Here is a 17,532-nt window from a genome sequence, read left to right as displayed (position 1 = left end):
TGCCTCAAGAACTTCTCGTCGGCTTTGGACAGCAAACCGGCTTCCCGCGCAGCGGCTATCAAATCCGGACGTCTTGCGCTGGTCAGCGCCAAAGACTGCTGACGACGCCATATTGCAATATTGGCATGGTGGCCCGACATCAATTCGGCGGGAACCGCCAAGCCTTGATATTCTTCAGGGCGCGTGTAGTGAGGGCTATCCAGCAGGCCCGTCAATGCCGTATTGAACGAGTCCTGCAAAGCCGAATCAGCGGCGTTCAATGCGCCGGGCAGCAAACGCACGGCACTGTCGATAATGGCCAATGCCGCAATCTCGCCGCCGGAAAGCACAAAGTCGCCCATGGAGACTTCGTGCGTAACATTGCGATCTATAAAGCGCTGATCTATACCCTCGTAACGCCCGCAAATCAGAATGGCGCCGTCACTGTGAGCCAGCGTCTGGGCCATGGCCTGATCAAAGCGCCGGCCTGTGGGGCTCATGAGAATAACGGGGGTTCCGGATTGGTCTGGCGACACGCCTTCATAAGCAGCCATGCGGGCTGCCCTGGCCGCGGCAACGGCCTGCTCCAACGGTTCAGCCAGCATGACCATGCCCGGCCCGCCGCCATAGGGACGGTCGTCTACCGTGCGATGGACGTCATGCGTGAAATCGCGAGGATTCCACAAGCCCAGCGACCATAGTTGCTGCTTATGGGCGCGACCAGTCACCCCGAGGTCGCGAACCACGGAGAACATATCGGGAAAAAGGGAAACAACATCAAACCGCATAGCGCCCGCCTTATTCAAGGCATTGCTAGAATTCAACAGGCCAATTGCTATCGAGTCGTTTATTGGCGATATCGACCGTGTGCACGTGAGCGCTGACAAATGGCACCAGAACCTCGATTACACGGCCTTTCTCGTTTTGCATCAAGACTAGCTCGCCATCGGCGTTTAAGCTGGCACGATGGACGCGAAGCAAGGCATGCGCACCGTTATCGACAACATCGGCCACCTGCCCGATAAGCGCGGGCTGGCCATCGAGCTCGCCATATAACTGGCAGCCGATCAGATCGACCCAGTAATATTCATCGTCGTCCGCAGCAGGAAAATCGGCTCGGGGCGCCCATACGGTGTGCCCTTTCATGGCTTCGGCACGATCCCGGTCAGCCACGATATCAAGCTGGGCGACGACCGTTGCCCCTTGCGGGCGGCAAGCCACGACGGCCGAGGGAAACGCAGACGGCAAAACGCCCGTGCTTCCAACCGGAACGGGCGCTTTCAACCACCAGGTTTTTGCCGCAAGCAATACCTGAGCATGAGAGGAATGGGGCTGAACCTTGATCCAACCTCGTACCCCATAGGCCGACACAATGCGCCCAAGCTCTACCAGATCCGCAGGAGCCTCGGCGTGCGAAGTATCGGCTTTAGCCACCTTGATTGCTACTGAACAGTGCTATCAGGCAGCGGCTTTAGCCGAGAATTCTTTAACCAGACGTGTAACGGCAGGCGACATTTGTGCGCCATTGTCGGTCCAGTACTGAACACGGTCCAAAGCAAGACGCAGGTTTTCCTGGCCTTCGTTGGCTACGGGGTTGTAAAAGCCCACGCGCTCAATAAAGCGACCATCGCGGCGATTACGCGAGTCGGCTGCTACAACGTTGTAAAACGGACGCTTCTTCGAGCCACCACGGGCTAGACGAATCACAACCATTGGTAATCCTTAAAAAATACTGTGAAAAACAAAAGATTCTAGCACTTTTCAGCATGCCTTCGCAAACCGAACTTGTAGTAAGCACTAACGAACAATCAAAAAGCAACACTACTGCGGCGCTAATTATCGCCTGCGCAAGTAATGCGTGGCCCCGCTATCGGTTTCGACCTGCGCCTCGAGCAAATTGCCGGTTTGCTTGGCGAAGGCCTGGAAATCCTTGATGGCATGGGTGTCGGTGGTAATGACTTTAAGCACCTGCCCGCTTTCCAGCTGCGCCAGCGCTTTCTTCGCGCGCAGTATAGGCAAGGGGCACTTCAGGCCCGACGCATCCACTTCCAGGTCTGCATCGGGCGCACTAACGGTAGTTGTCATGATCAGAATACCCCGCTGCCAGTTACTGCACGCGCTCGCGCACCCAGGCGTCGGCGCTGGCAATCGCGCCGGCAAGCGCGGCCACATCAGTGCCGCCGCCCATCGCCATATCGGGACGGCCACCGCCTTTGCCACCTACCTGGCCAGCTACAAGGCCGACGAGATCGCCAGCCTTGACCTTGGCAGTCAGGTCGGAGGTTACGCCTGCCACCAGGCTGATCTTACCCTCGGCTTCAGTGGCAAGCAGCACCACCGCCGACTTGAGGCGATCCTTAAGCTGATCAACCATGCCACGCAACGCTTTGGGATCTACCCCGGACATGCTGGCGAGCAACAGCTTGGCGTCGCCGCTGAGGACCACTGCACTGCTGGCCAGATCATTGCCGGCAGCGGCAGCAGCCTTGCTTTGCAACTGCTCAAGGTCGCGCTCCAGCCCTTTGACCTGACCCTGTATCAGGGCAATACGATCGACAAGCTCGGCCGGCTGCGTCTTGAGCAAGCTGGCAGCCTGTAATAGCGTCGCGTTGGTTTGCTGCACCCACTTCACGGCGTTATCGCCGGTAATGGCCTCGACGCGCCGTACGCCAGCGGCCACGCCGCCTTCAGACAGTATTTTGAACAAGCCGATATCGCCGGTACGCGCCACGTGGGTTCCGCCGCATAATTCACGCGAAAAACCGATATCGAGCACGCGAACCGTGTCGCCGTATTTTTCACCGAACAAAGCCATGGCCCCGCCCTGCACTGCTTCGTCGTACGGCATGACCTGTGCATTGGCCGGATGATTTTCCAGTACCTGCGCATTCACGATTTGCTCGACTTCAGCGATTTGGCTAGCCGTCATGGGGGCATCGTGAGCAAAGTCAAAACGGGTTTTCTCGGCATCCACCAAAGATCCCCGTTGCTGCACGTGCGACCCAAGCACTTGGCGCAAAGCCTTATGCATAAGATGAGTAGCCGAGTGATTGCGGACGGTGCGAGCACGCTGCACGACATCGACCTGGGCATCGACGGTATCGCCAACGGCAAGCGTGCCTTCCAGCAATTCGCCATGGTGTCCGAAGACGTTGTTCTGAATTTTCTGGGTATCGGCCACCTGAAAGCGTACGCCGCCGCCCTGCAACACGCCCATATCCCCGACCTGGCCGCCCGATTCTGCATAGAACGGCGTGGTGTCGAGCACGACAATAGCGTGCTGGCCAGCGGTAATCGAATCGACAGTAGCACCGTCTACATAGAGGGCGGTAACCTTGCCCTGGGCCTGCAACTGCTCGTAGCCCTGAAAACGTGTATCTACCCCGCTATAGGACAAGCCCTCGACCGCCTTGAACTTACCTGCCGCACGCGCCTGTTCACGCTGGCGATTCATGGCAAGTTCGAACCCTTCGTGATCGACCTGCACGTCGCGTTCACGGCAGATGTCGGCGGTTAGGTCTACCGGGAACCCGTAGGTATCGTAAAGCGTGAACAAGGTCTGACCATCGAGTGTGCCTTTTTCAGCAACCCCTGCCAAAGCGGCGTCCAGGATTTTCATGCCGTGTTCCAGCGTTTCGCTGAAGCGCTCTTCTTCTTGTTTGATGACCTGCTCGACGCGAGATTGCTGGGCAGCAAGTTCAGGATAAGCATCGCCCATTTGCGCGACCAGGTCGCCCACCAGACGATAGAAGAAGGTATTCGATTGGCCCAGCTTGTGGCCATGGCGCAATGCGCGTCGCACAATGCGACGCAAGACGTAACCACGACCTTCGTTGCTGGGAATAACCCCGTCAACGATCAGGAAGCTGCACGCGCGGATGTGATCGGCAATAACCTTGAGCGAATTATTGCCCAGGTCGGTTGTACCGGTTTCACGCGCCGCCGCGTTGATAAGCGCCTGAAATAGATCGATTTCGTAATTGGAGTGCACATGCTGCAAAACAGCGGCAATGCGCTCCAGCCCCATACCGGTGTCAACACAAGGCTTGGGCAGCTGCGGCATATTGCCGGCGGCATCGCGCTCGAACTGCATGAAAACCAGATTCCAGATCTCGATATAACGGTCGCCGTCTTCGTCGGGAGACCCGGGAGGGCCGCCCCAGATTTCGGGACCATGATCGTAGAAAATTTCGGAACAAGGGCCACAGGGGCCGGTATCGGCCATTTGCCAAAAATTGTCAGACGCGTACCGGCCGCCTTTATTGTCGCCGATACGAATAATGCGCTCGGTGGGCACGCCAATTTCCTTGGCCCAAATATCGTAGGCTTCGTCGTCTTCTTGATAAACCGTTATCCAGAGCTTTTCAGCCGGCAGCTTGTAAACCACAGTAAGCAGTTCCCAGGCATATTGAATTGCCTCGCGCTTGAAATAGTCGCCAAAACTGAAGTTGCCCAGCATTTCGAAGAAAGTGTGGTGCCTTGCGGTATACCCCACATTTTCAAGGTCGTTGTGCTTGCCGCCTGCGCGCACACAGCGCTGCGAAGTCGTGGCGCGACCATAAGGACGCGAGTCTTTTCCCGTAAATACGTCTTTGAACTGCACCATGCCCGCATTGGTAAACAGCAAAGTCGGGTCATTGCCCGGCACCAATGGGGACGATGACACAATCTGATGCCCTTTCGACTCAAAGAAGGACAAAAATTTCTGACGTATTTCGGAGGTTTTCATTGCAGAAAAACGCTAATTGATAAGTAACCCTTGATTATAGGGGTGTTTTGCAAAAAGGATAATAAAGTGCAACTACGGCGCTTCCTTTAATCAACGCATAAATAGCCCATCGTACGGCCTTCAGGGAATTCCAGAGGGCCGCTGTCCGCGATCAGGACAGGAGTAGACAAGCCAGGACACGAACAATCACCCGTCACAGGGTTCTCGGTGGACGCATCAGAACGCGTTTTGCAGCCGTATCGCAAATTGATGGAATAGCCGCCGCTACCGGTTCGGCTGGAAGGCCGCCAAATTTTGCCGCTGCAAACCAACAGGCCGCCGTCAGCTCCGCGGGCCACCGCAGTGCTATCTGTACAAGGGCCATGCAAGCGCTCTTGTGCGCCCAAATGCAAATACTGTTGCGCATGCAGGCCGCCCTGGGTGCTGATGTCGCCTTTGACCGAAGCCGTGCCTTGAAAATCCGGATCTCGTAAATCGCCCACCCGCAGAAAATCCAGATGGGAAAGCTGTTCAGATGTAATCGCCAGCGCCACAGTGCCCGGTGGCAAGGCAGCGCCAGGAACGGGAGGATTAGGCATTTCAAATGCAGCCCCCCTGACAAGCTTGGGTTGCGCAAGGGTGACCGACCCGCCCCACCCTTGCGCCGCCAATATCCATTGCGCCACCATTTGCTCATCGACCTGCCCCCCTGAAAGGAGCAAAGGCTGCTTGCTGTACATGAGCGCTTCAAGGCGACACGTCGGGCCGGGACAGACACCATCACGGATCAAACGAATAGATACGCCGCCACCGGGCGAGACGGACTCGGGAAAACCGCGCGACAGTAAGCCATCCGCTTTCAACTCAAACAATTCCGGCGCCGACCAGTCGGCATAACCCTCCGGACGCAAAGCCTCGCTATGCTGCGCCTGGGCCAATGCACCCGCATGACGCCGTATATAGCCGTGCACCGATTTATTCACGGCAAGCATCCAGGCAGCGCTTGCTTGCGCGCTCGCATCATTTATTCGATTGACTAATGTGTTGCTGGCCCAAACTGCCAGCAACGTCAATATGATCGCTGCAACCATCAGTTCGAGAATTGCGAAGCCCTTTTGCCCGCGCATGACAGCCCCTTGCTTAACTAGCGGTAAAGACAAAGGTATTGACATCGCCCTTGGCGCATTTGGACTCCGTCGCCAGAGCGCTGTAATGAATGTTCTGCGCGCTATCCTTGACAGTCGACGTCGCGCCATTCAGGGGAGTCACCGTAATAGAGTCCGAGACCCGCTGCATGACGGAAGCGATGGATGGGCATGCCGCATTGTTGACCTTGTACAGCGTAATGGAAAACGCGTTGCGGGACGCATTGGGCGTTATATTCACTTCGCCATCAGTGCCCAGGCCATGCAATACCTTGACTGCGGATCCTGTTCCCGACACCGCAAAAATGCTTGATTCGCGCACCAGATTGGCAAAATTGGAAGTATCAATGCCATCGTATGGCTCGGTGGACCCATTAGGCGCATTGACCTTCGTCTGCAAAATAAAACGGGCCAGCTCCTCGCCCACCTTCGGCACCTTATTTTCAATCACATAACCGCCTATGGCGGGCACGCCAATAATGGCCAGCAACAACACAATGGCAGTCACAATCGAGACCTCGATAAGCGAAAACCCTTGCTGGGTAGATGTAATGGCAACAGACATGAAAGCTCCTTGAAAAAAACGCATGCCCCTATTGGCTTGCGTAGAAAAGCATCAGCGACCGGCGCAGTTCGTCGATAACGGCGTAGTGCCACAAGCCAAGCCCCAACAAGCACATCAGGCAAGTCAGCAGCAGCCCCCATCGCAGCGCCATCGCTTGTTTGGCGACAGTACCCAGCACGTGGGCGCGCAGCCGCTCACTACCGAGCATTAGGCCTGTCCTGAGACCTCTGGCGAGAACCATGTCGCTGAAAAACCAGAATTGCTCGCGATCAAGCAGTCCTGTGTCGAAAGTGGCCGCGCCCGCCAAACCACTATCGATGCGCAACGTCATGGCGTCGATATGACTGGCCTGCCATTTGGAGGCCCCGGTTTTCTGCATGAGCAGCGCAGTACGCAACTGGGTAGATTCGCTTCCGTCCCGGCCAAGCACAATGGACAGCATCGCCAGAAAACGCAGGGCGGCAACGTACCGGTATAGGCGCCAAAGCGCATAGCGTTCCAGCCGACGGCGCACAGGCCCGCTAGTATTAGGCAGAGACCACAATAAAAGCATGCAGCCTCCCGCCATCAGCACTGCCATGAAAGGCCAGTTATGCTGGATAAAATCCGCAAGCCGGATCAGCGCCTGCGTCAGGCTTCCATGATGATCGGCCGGAACCATGGCGAAGGTATGCAATAGCCGAGGCACCGTAAACCACGGAATCGCCAGCATCATGGCAAACACCACCACCAACGCCACTGCGGCAGACCACAATGTCGTGACCAGAATTTCCGTGGCCTGACGGGTCAATTGCATGACACGCGCGAGTTCGCCCAAGGTCTTGATCAAGACCGCATTACCAAACGACTGAGCCGCCCGTATCAGCCCCAGCTCGCTTTGCGGAAAGCATCCAAGCCATGTCGAATACAGATCGCCCCCGGCGGCTTGGTAACTTAGCATCCAGCGTTGCGATAGTCTGCCCCGCACTGAGTTCACGCCATAACGCCGCGCATCTTGTTCAAACACTTCTTTCAGGGTACGGCGGCCTTGCATGCCCTGCAGCAGGGCAGATAAATAATCGTAGTAATCGGCCCGAGCACCGGAAAACCGCCAGCAATCGACTGCATAGAGGAATGGTCGCACCCATTGTTCAAGGAAATAAGCCCGAATAAATGCACTCATGGCACCGCCCTCAGGCGCGGCGGCGCCTTGGCCCCTGAGCGCAAACCGCGCAAACGCTGCTGGGTTTCAAACGAATGGAAACGCAATTCAATATCCCGTGGATCGATCAAGCCTTGGGAAGCCTTGAACAAGGCGCAATCCATGGCGGAGCGCGCCTCGACCGCAGCGCCGGCATGCTCCGTGCAATAGGTGGGCGCAAGGTCAGGGAAATGCGGTCTGCCTACGCTACATATGCTTTGCAAAAATGCCGGCTGCAACGCTGGCTCGATGATTTCAGCCGCGACCGTGCGCCCGGCATAGCCATTAAGCTCGGGCAGATGTGGTCGGCTGCAGGTCGTGCAGCCTTCAGGATTGCGAATACGAAACGCATCCGCCGAACCACCGTATAAGTCTTGCAGGAGATCGAGCCAGGCCCGCCACTCCTGAACCGTGCGATATCGCCCATCGGGCTGCAGTTTGTTGTCTTGCGCCAGACTATCGACCTGCAGGGAGCAATGAATACAGAGCGTCGGCAGCAGCACTTGAAAGACAAGCAGTTTGAGCATACCGGGCGTCGCCAGAAAATGGCGGGAAACCCCGATAAAGTCGGACGCCAGGCGCTCGGGAATAAGCTGCGCGGACGGCGCATGCACCGTCGTATAAACATTGACCCCGGAACCTGCCAGATCCATGAATGCTCTGCCTGTTTCCAGATCGCGGATTTCGCCCAGCAACACATCGCTCATGGCAGAGCGTTTAAGTGCCCTTAGCTTGGCCGAATAGTCCTGATGGGCCGCGACGTCCAGGTTTCTTGCCACGGTATTCTGAATTGCCTTTGGAATAAGATATTCCACAGGGTCTTCTATGGTGATCACCTTGCGATCAGAGGGAATGCCGCCAATCAACGAGGCAAGCGTCGTGGACTTGCCAGAACCTACCGTACCCGCAAAGATCACAGCCCCGCCTTCCGACAACATGATCCGCTCGATAAGCTGAACCTGATCAGGCAAGTAACCCAGGCCGCTCAGGGTCGGCAGGCAGGCGCAGACATCACGTTCAAGCAGGCGCAAACACACACTGGGCCCCCGGTCGGCCGCGAGCGACGCCCAGCGCAGCATGATTTCCCGGCCATCCACTACTCTCATCATGCTTCCCTGCTGCTCGACAGTAGGATCGAACACGGCGCCATTGCCGCCCGCGATATCCATCCATGCCACAGCAAGCATATCAACCAACATGCTGGTGGGCATGCGGCGAAAACGCTCCGGCGACACGTAACGCCCTGACAGCGAGTACCTCACTTCTGATTCAGGTTCGCGCAAACAGATGTTGACATGCAGGTCGCTAGCGCCGTTGCGTACGCCCCACTCGACCAGATCATGAAACGCATCGGCCAATGCTGTCTTCGACTGGGCGACCCTGACACCTGGCTGACTTACCAGGGACTGCGCCGTAATCTGATCGCGGGCGATAGCCAGCAACAATGGCGCAGCCAAAACATAACGGGGAGGATCGGCCGGCGCATAACCCAGCCTGGTAATTTGCCGGGCGAGTTCGTCGGCCTGATCGCTGCCGACATGCTCGGCAAGGGCGAAGATGGCCACCGACTGGTCTGTCAGCAATACCGGGCACAGGCGGGCAGCAAGGGCATTGACATGGAATTGCGAACTTAATGAACGCACAAACCCCGGCGACATACGGGCCAGCTCGTCGGAACTGGCCACGAGAACCGCCTGGGCGGTAGCAAAACGCGACGAGGTGTCGGCGCTGTCGGCTGGCAGGGCCGACGAAGGACGGCGCCAGGAAACGAACGCGCCCATTACCGCGCCGTCCATGAGGAAGGATAAAGGCATAAGGTATGCGCCTCATCATTACGTTCAAGCTGAACGCAAGAGCCTGAAATACCTCGCAGCATATATGCGGAAGAGTCGGCCTTCACCCCTACAGGCAAGGCCTGCCCATGCATGTAAACGTACGGTTGCGTTCCAACCGTGACTTCGGCCAATAGTTTTTTTCCAACACCATATATAGCAATCAGCTTGAGTACACCGCTGCGCGCATACTGGCCGCTGCCATCGGAATCCACCCCTTCCCCTTTGCGCAACGAACGTTTGGCATGATTAAGCGCAAGCTCGGTATCCAGCCTCATCAGCTCGCGTACGGACATTTGCTCGGCAGCCAGGTCGTCAGCCGGGGGGACGGCCGCCTGCGCCATGCCAGGCGCAAACATGGCGGAAGCTACCAGTACGGCGAGTTCAAGGCCGCAATAGCCCCGTCGGCGGCGTAACGGGCGAAACCCCAGCGGGGTCATCAACGGTTCGGCCAACGGCAGGCTCAGACTCGATTTCATAAAGCACTCCTTGTAGCGACAGGTTCAAACTGCTACTTTTCAAGCCAGGGTTATCGATATTGCGCAAACTAAGTACCGCTTTGTTCCACTGCATGGAAGCGGTATAGGGCAGCAGCAGACTGGCAGAGCGCAAAGGCCCACCAAGTTGTATGGGCCGGCTCAAATGATGGGCCAGCCCTGGCGGCCGCGGCAACGGCTGACCAGAATCGTCTTGCGGAGCAGCTACATGCAAGGGTGCTGGCTTGCCGACCTGCATTTGACTGAATGCCGGCTTTATCGCTTGCAGTGCGCTGAATAGATCACGCTCGTTTTGCAAAGAGGTTTTCAATTGCTGAGCAAGCAGCCCAGCCCCATGCCCGGGGATATCCCATACAGGCTGCGCCTGTTCCATGGAAATGAACTCAACTGTCCAGTGCTTGGGCGAACCGGCCAGAAACTGACTGTTGCTGGCTTGCATATCACGCCTTTCATAGCGCGCCTGACACCGCCACTGACTTAATTGCGCCGCACATTCAGTTTGCAGCAAGACCCAGCCATTGATATGTATCGGCAACTCATATAACTCGTCCAGCAAGGCTCGCGTACCGCGAGCGCCATGCACCACACGGCCATGGGCAGCCTGTTCAACAGCCCTTTTCCATGCCTGAACGGGATTGACATTCGCCACGGGCACCCGCGCTTGACGCTTGGAAGCCAGCACTGTCCCAAGCTTGGGAATAAGCAGCACCAGGACCAGAACCAGCACAAACCCCTGCACCGGCCACGGCAGCACCGGCGCCCAGCGGCTCAAGACACGCAACCGGCTCTGCGTCGAACAGGCGGCTTCGATAGCTGCCAGGGCAGGCTGATCGGGCGCGCCATGACTACCCAGCAACAAGAACTGGGGATATGCCTGACGCAATTCATCGAGCACAGGCTCGGTATCTTCGACGCAACGATATAAGCGATCAGTTCTGGCAACTACTGCACCCTCATGAACTGCCACTAGCCAATACCCTACTTGTTCAAGCTCCAGCACTAGGGCAACGGTACCCGTGGGAAACAGGTGAGCAAGGTTTTGCGCCGCCGAATACAGACTAGCTTTTCTTTGCGAACGACTTGTTTTTACTGCGGTAATGCCGACCGACCCGGCAGTTTCCCCCGCCAGAACCATTTGCGTCGCCTTATGCTGGCGGGCAAGACGCAAGCCCGTACGCTCTGCCTTCCCCCCAAGCAGGGGCAGCCATTCCAGCCCAAACACCAGCGTCGCGGATGACAAAGGAAGGAGTAACGGCAGTTCCATAGCCATATTGTCAAAACCCTTCCTCGACCTGTGCAGTGACCACCATGACCGTAGCCAAGTGCTGGGTTTCAACACGGTCGCTGCCACCCAAGGCGATTGGAACACCCGGATTCAGGCGGCGGCCTGCGGTTTCTTTCTGACTGCGGTCGAACCCGGAAATAACCAATGGTTGGCCAGGCTGCAATACGACTTGCTGCACCGTTCCATTGCCATCTATAGTCACCTGCTGCAACTGCAAGGGATAATCTTTATCACCGAAAGTGATGGTTTTAAGCGGTTGCGCCACGGTATTGTCATAGGCGATAGACAATAGTATTTGCCCATCGTCCTGCGCGTCGGGAACCAGCGTGATCAGCGAACCCACGGTTTCTTCGCGCTGGCTAACCGATACCGACGGCAAGGCCATAGATGAGTTCGTAGCAACCGCCATAGACTCCACCTTATCGATATACGAAAAGGTAGTGCGCACGGCATGCGTTACCGGGCGTCGGTTCAAAGTCAGGACGGGCATGCTGCTGCGCCGCACGACCTGCCCCGCCTGGCTCAGGGCCCGGATGATCGCTTCCGAACCCTGGAATGGACCATGATTGACCCCAACGCCCAGGCCAGCGGCTTCGACCAGGCTGGAGCCCGGGATCGCCATGGCCGCTGCCGCTTTGGCACTTGAAAACAACAGATTCCAGTCCAGGCCGGCCTCGGCACTATCGTTAACAGCTACCGTGAGTTCTTCAAATACCAGCCTGATACGACGTGTCAGGGTTCGGTTCTCGTGATCCAGATAACGCCCAACCTGTTCGAGCACGGCCGGCGTGTCGGTAATGACAATCGACGAACTTGCACCCGACTCGGCAACCATTACTCCAGCGCGAGACAGGAAGGGTTCGATACGCGCGCGCACCACAGCCAGCAAGTCATGCGTACCACTGCTAAGACTGGTTCTGGAAGTGCTGGAAAACCCTTCAGTTGTGCTGCTCCCGCCCAGCCCCAAAGAAGCCTCGGCATTCGCGTTGAGCGTCAAGGCGCGTATATTGAAGACCCGGGTTTCCGTGCGATAAAACTCGATTCGGCCGTTCTGGTAGCGCCACATGACACCTAAACGAGCGCTGACCCGATCGAGTATTCTAGCCAGAGGCTCGGCCTCGCCAGCCAGCGCTACGGTCGTAGGCGCCACGATAGCCGACGCGCTTTGTCCCGGGCCACCCAACCGCGGCAGAAACTGTTCCAGCGGCAGCAGTGCATCGGGCCCCACATGCACTGGAATATGCGTAACAGAGGTAATGCGTTGAGCCAGGCGTGGCAGGTCAACGGGTCCATCAGCGAACATCAGGGTGGTATTCACATTTGCACGCAAGGCCGCCGGCAACGTCAATTCACGGGCTAAAGGCTGTGCCCGGCCCGCCAGCCAGGGGCGCGCCACGTCCTGGGCGGCACGCCTTTCATCGTGGCTGGCAACGGCCCGCCCAAAACGTTCGTGATGCGACTGGATGCCTGAGTCGACGTCGCCGATGGATGCGGCAATTTGTTGCATCCGTGTTGCCAGCGCACACCCTGACAACAGAATGCACAACCCAATGGCGGTAAGGCGCTGTGTGAATACATTCATGACGACCCCGCCCCCGCAACTGTGCGGTCGCACTGCTGCGCATACGGCACAATGCGCAAAACAAGATTCGAATAGAAACAAGGCCGCAAAGGACGATCTGCCAATTCTGTGGACGCCACCAGTTCTTGCACGGCCAGCTTGAAGCCTGGCTCGAAGGCCGCTGATCCAACAATGGGAATATCGGCGTCCACAGCCCAATGCTCGGGCTCGAATGTCCACCCTGCCGATCGCGCCCAGCGAGCCAGCGCCGAGCGCAAATTCTGGTCTTGAGGGCTGATTGTGTATGGCTGCTGCGGTTCTGGTTGCGCCGATACTTCAGTACCCACCTTGAAGCTTTCAGCCGTTAGCTTGGTAACAGCAGCCTGAGCAGCTTCTATCTGCTTTGCAGGTTCATCAGTAATCGTATTGATTTCAGCCACAGGTACGACAGATTCGGTCACCCGTTCGTTTACACGCTCCACCAGACTTTTCAATTGCCCGCCGCGCAATACCAGCATGGGCCACACCCCGTCCAGAAGCATGTAAGGCCCTTCGCGGGTATAACTCAAAGGCCGATCGCCGGCTGCGGTATGTTCGAATACTGCAGGCAATGCCTGCCCGGACACGAACTGAAGCCAGGTCTGGCGCCCATTATCGAATACCTGCAATGGCGCCACCGCCCTGTCACCGGATAATCGCCAGGAGAAGCTGTAAAGCCCTGTCTGTGTCCCCTTGTCGGTAAAGTCAGGAACGATCAACGACCATTCTGGCATGCCCGTGCAGGCTGACAACAACCCCGACACTATGAAAATGAAAAATAATCTGGCCATGTAGGTACCCAAAACAAGAAAGACCGCGCCATAGCGTGGCGTTGTCGTTATCTTGCCGATACCTCAAGGGTGCTGCCAGATCGACTTCTACGAATAGAAGTTTTTATCGCCTCAAGAAAACCTTAAAATCAACTTATTAATCAATTGCTTAGTAAATAAACCCCTAACAAAATCAACAAAAAAAAACCGTGGGCAAATTAAGCCCACGGATTTTGTTGTGCCTACTGGAACAGCTAGAAGGATTAACGCTCCCGCATTATCTGGCCGGCCTCGGCAGAAGCCGATTTAAGCGCAGTGACTGCTGGCTGCTTGCCATTAAAGGCCCCGTCCAGCTTCTGCTGGAACATTGCCTTGATTTTGGGATAGTTGCTGATACGGAAACCGCGCGACGTTACCACCGGGCTGGTGGCATAAACCGCTACCAATGACTGCCAGTCGCCCAGGTTCTTGTAATATGACTTGTCGGTCTGGTCAAAGGCCTGTTTAGTCAAAGGCAAGAAGCCAGTTTTCTGGAACCAGTCGGCAGCGTGCTTGGGCTGGGCCAGCCAAGCCAGGAACTCGACACTCGCCGCGTCGCCTTCCTTGGACTGGCCAGAAATCGACCACAATGCCGAGCCGCCCACAAACGGATTGCCAGGTTTCTGGGTTACTTCAGGGTAATACGGCAAGCCGCTAACCGCGAAGTCCAATTTCTTGGCATCCTTGAACCAGCCAATATTGCTGGAAGTCGACAACAGTACGGCACACTCGCCATTGGCAAACCGTTTCGCGGCCACAGCATCAAACTCGGGCTTGACGAGCAGTTCGGTACGCACCCAACTGATCATCATCGAAAGATGGCGTATGTACATGGCATCGAACGAAAACGTAGGGCTGCCCTTGGCTGTCAAGCCATTTTCCGCGCTGGCATACGGCTGCTTGTTCACCGCCGCCAAATTTTCCAGGTTGATGGACACCGTCTGGTCGCTGGTCATGGGGCAATTGCGCGAACCATTATTTGCCAGAGTCACCAATTGGTCTTGCAAGCCCTTCCAGGAACGCTCTGGCACTGTCGGCTTGAGGCCCGCCTTTTTGAATGCGTCGATGTTGTAAAACATGACCGGAACATCGACCATGTAAGGAAACGCCATCAGGCGCCCTTTCGTATCGCGACTAAAAGTATTGTTATCTGAAATAAACCACTTGGCATCCTTGACGGGATACTTGGCAATCAAGGCATGCAAAGGCTGAATGTATGAGCGTTTCGCGATATCGTCACGCGAACGGGCATCGTCCAGCTGAACCAGATTGGGTTTATCTTCGCGCTTTTTAGCCTTGGCCAGAGCAGCTTCAATGGCCTCTGGCGTGTCAAATGCCTTTAGCTCGACCTTGACATCTTTTTGATCTTTGTTGAAGTCTTTGACCAAGCCTTCGAATACTTTCTTGTTATAAGGGTTGAGCGAGTGCCAGACTTGGATTTCGCTAGCGGCTGTCGCCGCCATAGAGGACACCAATAAAGAACCGGCGCTGATCCATGCCAAGCGACGCCCCGAAGCTAGGGCGCCAAAAAACCAATGCTGTTTCATAAAACAATTAACCTAGAAAAGGAAAGTCGGGTTCAGGCTGGCGGCCGGATATCAGATCGGCCAGAGCGCGGCCGGAGCCAACGCCCATGGTCCATCCCAATGTGCCATGCCCAGTATTAAGGTACAGGTTCTGAATTCTTGTTCTGCCAATAAGGGGAACGTTTGAAGGTGTCGTAGGACGCAGGCCTGACCAGTAGCGTACATTACCAAAATCGAGTGCGCTTGGGAACAATTCCCGAGCCAGCCGAGTCATATTTTCGCAACGGATTGTATTCAGCGCGCGCGAGTAGCCTGAAATTTCAGCCGTACCGGCCATGCGCAATTGGTTACCCAAACGAGTGTAGACCACCTTGTGGGCGCTATCTGTCAGGCTGACCATGGGCGCCGCGGCTTCATCCACAATATCGAATGTCGCCGAATAGCCTTTTGCAGGGTAAACGTTGCATGGCACACCAAGAGGGGCAAGCAAATGCGGGGTATAGGCCCCCATGGCGACCACGTAGGCATCAGCCTTTACGAGGCCGTACAGGCCATCAGGGTTGATCACTTCGACCCCCTGCACCCGCCCGCCTTCAGAAATCAGTTGCGTAACCTGTGTAGAAAAAAGGAACTCTACCCCGGCCTGGCGTGCGCGCTCGGTCAATGCCGCACTAAACAAGTAGACATCACCTGTTTCATCTTCGGGTGTGTAATCGCCGCCCACAATACTACCGCGCGCTGGCTGCAGCGCAGGTTCCAGCTGGACGATTTCATCGGTGCCGATAATTCGACGGTCGACGCCAAAATCCCGCATCACATCGGCCATTTCCTGAGATTGCTCGAACTCCGCCTCGTCCCGGTAAAAATTCAATATACCGCGCTCGAGGTGGTCGTACTGTATGCCCAGTTCAGCACGCATCTGCTGCAAGGTGTTCCGGCTGTATTCAGAAAGTCGCACCATGGCGCGGATATTAGGCGCCAGGCGGCCGGGCATGCATTCACGCAGAAACATCAAGGCCCACCACCATTGCCGCGGGTCGAACTGCGGCCGGAACAATATGGGCGAGTCGTCCTTGAACAACCAGCGCGCGAGCTTCATCGGCGCCTGAGGATTGGCCCACGGTTCGGAATACGATACTGAAATCTGGCCGCCATTGGCGCGGCTGGTTTCCTGAGCGGGCCCGCTCTCACGATCGATCACCACGACCTCGTGCCCCGCCTGGCTCAGCCACCATGCTGTCGATATTCCGATAATGCCACTACCCAATACCGCTACTCTCATGATCTTTGCCTTTAACTCTGATCAAATTCGCCCGCAGCAGCGAGCCAACGTGGCCCGCACGCTTGCCGGCTAGGCTGCGTCGGCCTCAGTGGTAAACGCGTCGGCGAAAAACTCTTCTTCCGGCAAACCGCCAAGCGCGAAGTCTTTGCGCGCGCTTTCCACCATAATCGGCGCCCCGCAAGCATATACCTGATATCCGGACAGATCCGGAATATCTTCCAGTACGGCGCGATGCACAAAACCGGTACGGCCTGTCCAGGCATCCTGCGCTTGCGCATCAGATATCACGGGAACGTAATTGAAGTTGGGTAACGTGCGGGCCCACTCCAACGCCTTCTCGTGCATGTACAAATCGGCTGGCCGGCGTCCGCCCCAATACAGCACGGCTTTACGCCGATCGTCATTGGCGATCATACGCTCGACGATGGCCTTGATGGGAGCAAAGCCCGTACCACTGGCCAGAAAAACAATGGGCTTGTCGCTGTCGTCGCGCAGGAAGAACGACCCAAAAGGCCCTTCGACACGTAAAATTTCGCGCACCTTCATTTGCGTTGCACCAGCACCAAACACATGATCCGTAAAAACCCCGCCTGGCGTATGGCGTATGTGCAGCTCCACCAGATTGTTATCGACAGGCGGATTGGCCATGGAATAACTGCGTCGGCGACCGTCCTTCAGTATGAACTCAAGGTATTGGCCTGGGTAGAAGCGATAGGGATCGGCGGCAGGCAGTTGCAGCTTGACGATTTTGACATCGTCGGCAGCGTCCTCGATTTCCATGACGCGCGATGGCATTTTCCGGATCTGGATATCGCTCGCCATGCGGATTTCATGGGCTTCGATAAGCAGATCGGATGTAGGCTTCGCCTGGCAAAACAGCGTATAGCCCTGCGCAAGATCTTCCGGGGACAGAATATGCTCCGGGCTGGATCCTGCGTCGAACGAACCCGAAACCACCTTGCCTTTACAAGTGGAACATGCGCCATTGCGACAACTGTATGGCAGGACGATACCCGCAGCCAAGGCCGCATCAAGGACGGACTGCCCGTCTTGTGCCGTGAACTCGTGATTGCTGGGATGAACTGTTACCTTGAAACTCATAGCGCCTGATAATAAAAAATAAA

The 17,532-nt window shown here is 56.5% G+C and carries 16 protein-coding genes; all 16 read right to left on the bottom strand.

Annotation, left to right across the window (positions count from 1 at the left end; genetic code table 11):
* A partial coding sequence (gene trmD / locus ABWO67_RS01970) for a tRNA (guanosine(37)-N1)-methyltransferase TrmD (RefSeq protein WP_353146745.1) occupies window positions 1–767 on the bottom strand: 767 nt, incomplete at its 3' end.
* Between the two features lie 25 nt (window positions 768–792).
* Window positions 793–1,413, bottom strand: a complete 621-nt coding sequence (gene rimM, locus ABWO67_RS01965; protein WP_353146743.1) for a ribosome maturation factor RimM — start codon at window positions 1,411–1,413, stop codon at window positions 793–795.
* A gap of 24 nt (window positions 1,414–1,437) precedes the next feature.
* Complete coding sequence (gene rpsP, locus ABWO67_RS01960; RefSeq protein WP_353146742.1) at window positions 1,438–1,692, bottom strand: 30S ribosomal protein S16; 255 nt, start codon at window positions 1,690–1,692, stop codon at window positions 1,438–1,440.
* A gap of 123 nt (window positions 1,693–1,815) precedes the next feature.
* Complete coding sequence (locus tag ABWO67_RS01955) at window positions 1,816–2,064, bottom strand: sulfurtransferase TusA family protein (RefSeq protein WP_353146740.1); 249 nt, start codon at window positions 2,062–2,064, stop codon at window positions 1,816–1,818.
* Window positions 2,065–2,086: 22 nt separating this feature from the next.
* Entirely contained in the window at window positions 2,087–4,708 is a 2,622-nt protein-coding gene (alaS, locus tag ABWO67_RS01950) for an alanine--tRNA ligase (protein ID WP_353146738.1), read from the bottom strand.
* Window positions 4,709–4,794: 86 nt separating this feature from the next.
* Window positions 4,795–5,814: a type II secretion system protein gene (locus ABWO67_RS01945; protein WP_353146737.1), complete on the bottom strand. Its 1,020-nt coding sequence runs from the start codon at window positions 5,812–5,814 to the stop codon at window positions 4,795–4,797.
* A gap of 13 nt (window positions 5,815–5,827) precedes the next feature.
* Window positions 5,828–6,397, bottom strand: a complete 570-nt coding sequence (locus tag ABWO67_RS01940) for a type 4 pilus major pilin (protein WP_353146735.1) — start codon at window positions 6,395–6,397, stop codon at window positions 5,828–5,830.
* 28 nt (window positions 6,398–6,425) lie between these two features.
* Window positions 6,426–7,559, bottom strand: a complete 1,134-nt coding sequence (locus tag ABWO67_RS01935) for a hypothetical protein (RefSeq protein ID WP_353146733.1) — start codon at window positions 7,557–7,559, stop codon at window positions 6,426–6,428.
* The gene (locus ABWO67_RS01930; protein ID WP_353146732.1) at window positions 7,556–9,391 is read right to left on the bottom strand and encodes an ATPase, T2SS/T4P/T4SS family; all 1,836 of its coding nucleotides are present in this window, start codon (window positions 9,389–9,391) and stop codon (window positions 7,556–7,558) included. Before ABWO67_RS01930 ends, ABWO67_RS01935 begins: the two co-directional genes overlap by 4 nt.
* Window positions 9,358–9,888 carry a hypothetical protein gene (locus tag ABWO67_RS01925; RefSeq protein WP_353146730.1) on the bottom strand — a complete coding sequence of 177 codons (531 nt, stop codon included), beginning with the start codon at window positions 9,886–9,888 and terminating at the stop codon, window positions 9,358–9,360. The genes ABWO67_RS01930 and ABWO67_RS01925 overlap by 34 nt, the downstream gene beginning before the upstream one ends.
* Window positions 9,794–11,176, bottom strand: a complete 1,383-nt coding sequence (locus tag ABWO67_RS01920) for a type IV pilus inner membrane component PilO (RefSeq protein ID WP_353146728.1) — start codon at window positions 11,174–11,176, stop codon at window positions 9,794–9,796. The genes ABWO67_RS01925 and ABWO67_RS01920 overlap by 95 nt, the downstream gene beginning before the upstream one ends.
* Before the next feature lie 4 nt (window positions 11,177–11,180).
* Entirely contained in the window at window positions 11,181–12,773 is a 1,593-nt protein-coding gene (locus ABWO67_RS01915) for a hypothetical protein (protein WP_353146726.1), read from the bottom strand.
* The gene (locus ABWO67_RS01910) at window positions 12,770–13,582 is read right to left on the bottom strand and encodes a TrbG/VirB9 family P-type conjugative transfer protein (protein ID WP_353146724.1); all 813 of its coding nucleotides are present in this window, start codon (window positions 13,580–13,582) and stop codon (window positions 12,770–12,772) included. The genes ABWO67_RS01915 and ABWO67_RS01910 overlap by 4 nt, the downstream gene beginning before the upstream one ends.
* Before the next feature lie 242 nt (window positions 13,583–13,824).
* Window positions 13,825–15,147 carry an extracellular solute-binding protein gene (locus ABWO67_RS01905; protein ID WP_353146722.1) on the bottom strand — a complete coding sequence of 441 codons (1,323 nt, stop codon included), beginning with the start codon at window positions 15,145–15,147 and terminating at the stop codon, window positions 13,825–13,827.
* A gap of 7 nt (window positions 15,148–15,154) precedes the next feature.
* Window positions 15,155–16,408: a D-amino acid dehydrogenase gene (locus ABWO67_RS01900; protein WP_353146720.1), complete on the bottom strand. Its 1,254-nt coding sequence runs from the start codon at window positions 16,406–16,408 to the stop codon at window positions 15,155–15,157.
* 69 nt (window positions 16,409–16,477) lie between these two features.
* Window positions 16,478–17,509, bottom strand: a complete 1,032-nt coding sequence (locus tag ABWO67_RS01895) for a CDP-6-deoxy-delta-3,4-glucoseen reductase (protein WP_353146718.1) — start codon at window positions 17,507–17,509, stop codon at window positions 16,478–16,480.
* Between the last annotated feature and the right edge of the window lie 23 nt (window positions 17,510–17,532).

The organism is Pollutimonas bauzanensis (assembly GCF_040393045.1).
Lineage (GTDB): Bacteria > Pseudomonadota > Gammaproteobacteria > Burkholderiales > Burkholderiaceae_B > Pollutimonas > Pollutimonas bauzanensis_A.
The sequence above is the reverse complement of the archived record's forward strand: the minus strand, read 5'-3'. Positions and strand labels throughout refer to the sequence as shown.

Coding starts and splice junctions, on each gene's coding strand:
- rpsP (WP_353146742.1), bottom strand. CDS start 1,692: ATGGTTGTGATTCGTCTAGCCCGTGGTGGCTCGAAGAAGCGTCCGTTT.
- ABWO67_RS01955 (WP_353146740.1), bottom strand. CDS start 2,064: ATGACAACTACCGTTAGTGCGCCCGATGCAGACCTGGAAGTGGATGCG.
- alaS (WP_353146738.1), bottom strand. CDS start 4,708: ATGAAAACCTCCGAAATACGTCAGAAATTTTTGTCCTTCTTTGAGTCG.
- ABWO67_RS01945 (WP_353146737.1), bottom strand. CDS start 5,814: ATGCGCGGGCAAAAGGGCTTCGCAATTCTCGAACTGATGGTTGCAGCG.
- ABWO67_RS01940 (WP_353146735.1), bottom strand. CDS start 6,397: ATGTCTGTTGCCATTACATCTACCCAGCAAGGGTTTTCGCTTATCGAG.
- ABWO67_RS01935 (WP_353146733.1), bottom strand. CDS start 7,559: ATGAGTGCATTTATTCGGGCTTATTTCCTTGAACAATGGGTGCGACCA.
- ABWO67_RS01930 (WP_353146732.1), bottom strand. CDS start 9,391: ATGCCTTTATCCTTCCTCATGGACGGCGCGGTAATGGGCGCGTTCGTT.
- ABWO67_RS01925 (WP_353146730.1), bottom strand. CDS start 9,888: ATGAAATCGAGTCTGAGCCTGCCGTTGGCCGAACCGTTGATGACCCCG.
- ABWO67_RS01920 (WP_353146728.1), bottom strand. CDS start 11,176: ATGGCTATGGAACTGCCGTTACTCCTTCCTTTGTCATCCGCGACGCTG.
- ABWO67_RS01915 (WP_353146726.1), bottom strand. CDS start 12,773: ATGAATGTATTCACACAGCGCCTTACCGCCATTGGGTTGTGCATTCTG.
- ABWO67_RS01910 (WP_353146724.1), bottom strand. CDS start 13,582: ATGGCCAGATTATTTTTCATTTTCATAGTGTCGGGGTTGTTGTCAGCC.
- ABWO67_RS01905 (WP_353146722.1), bottom strand. CDS start 15,147: ATGAAACAGCATTGGTTTTTTGGCGCCCTAGCTTCGGGGCGTCGCTTG.
- ABWO67_RS01900 (WP_353146720.1), bottom strand. CDS start 16,408: ATGAGAGTAGCGGTATTGGGTAGTGGCATTATCGGAATATCGACAGCA.
- ABWO67_RS01895 (WP_353146718.1), bottom strand. CDS start 17,509: ATGAGTTTCAAGGTAACAGTTCATCCCAGCAATCACGAGTTCACGGCA.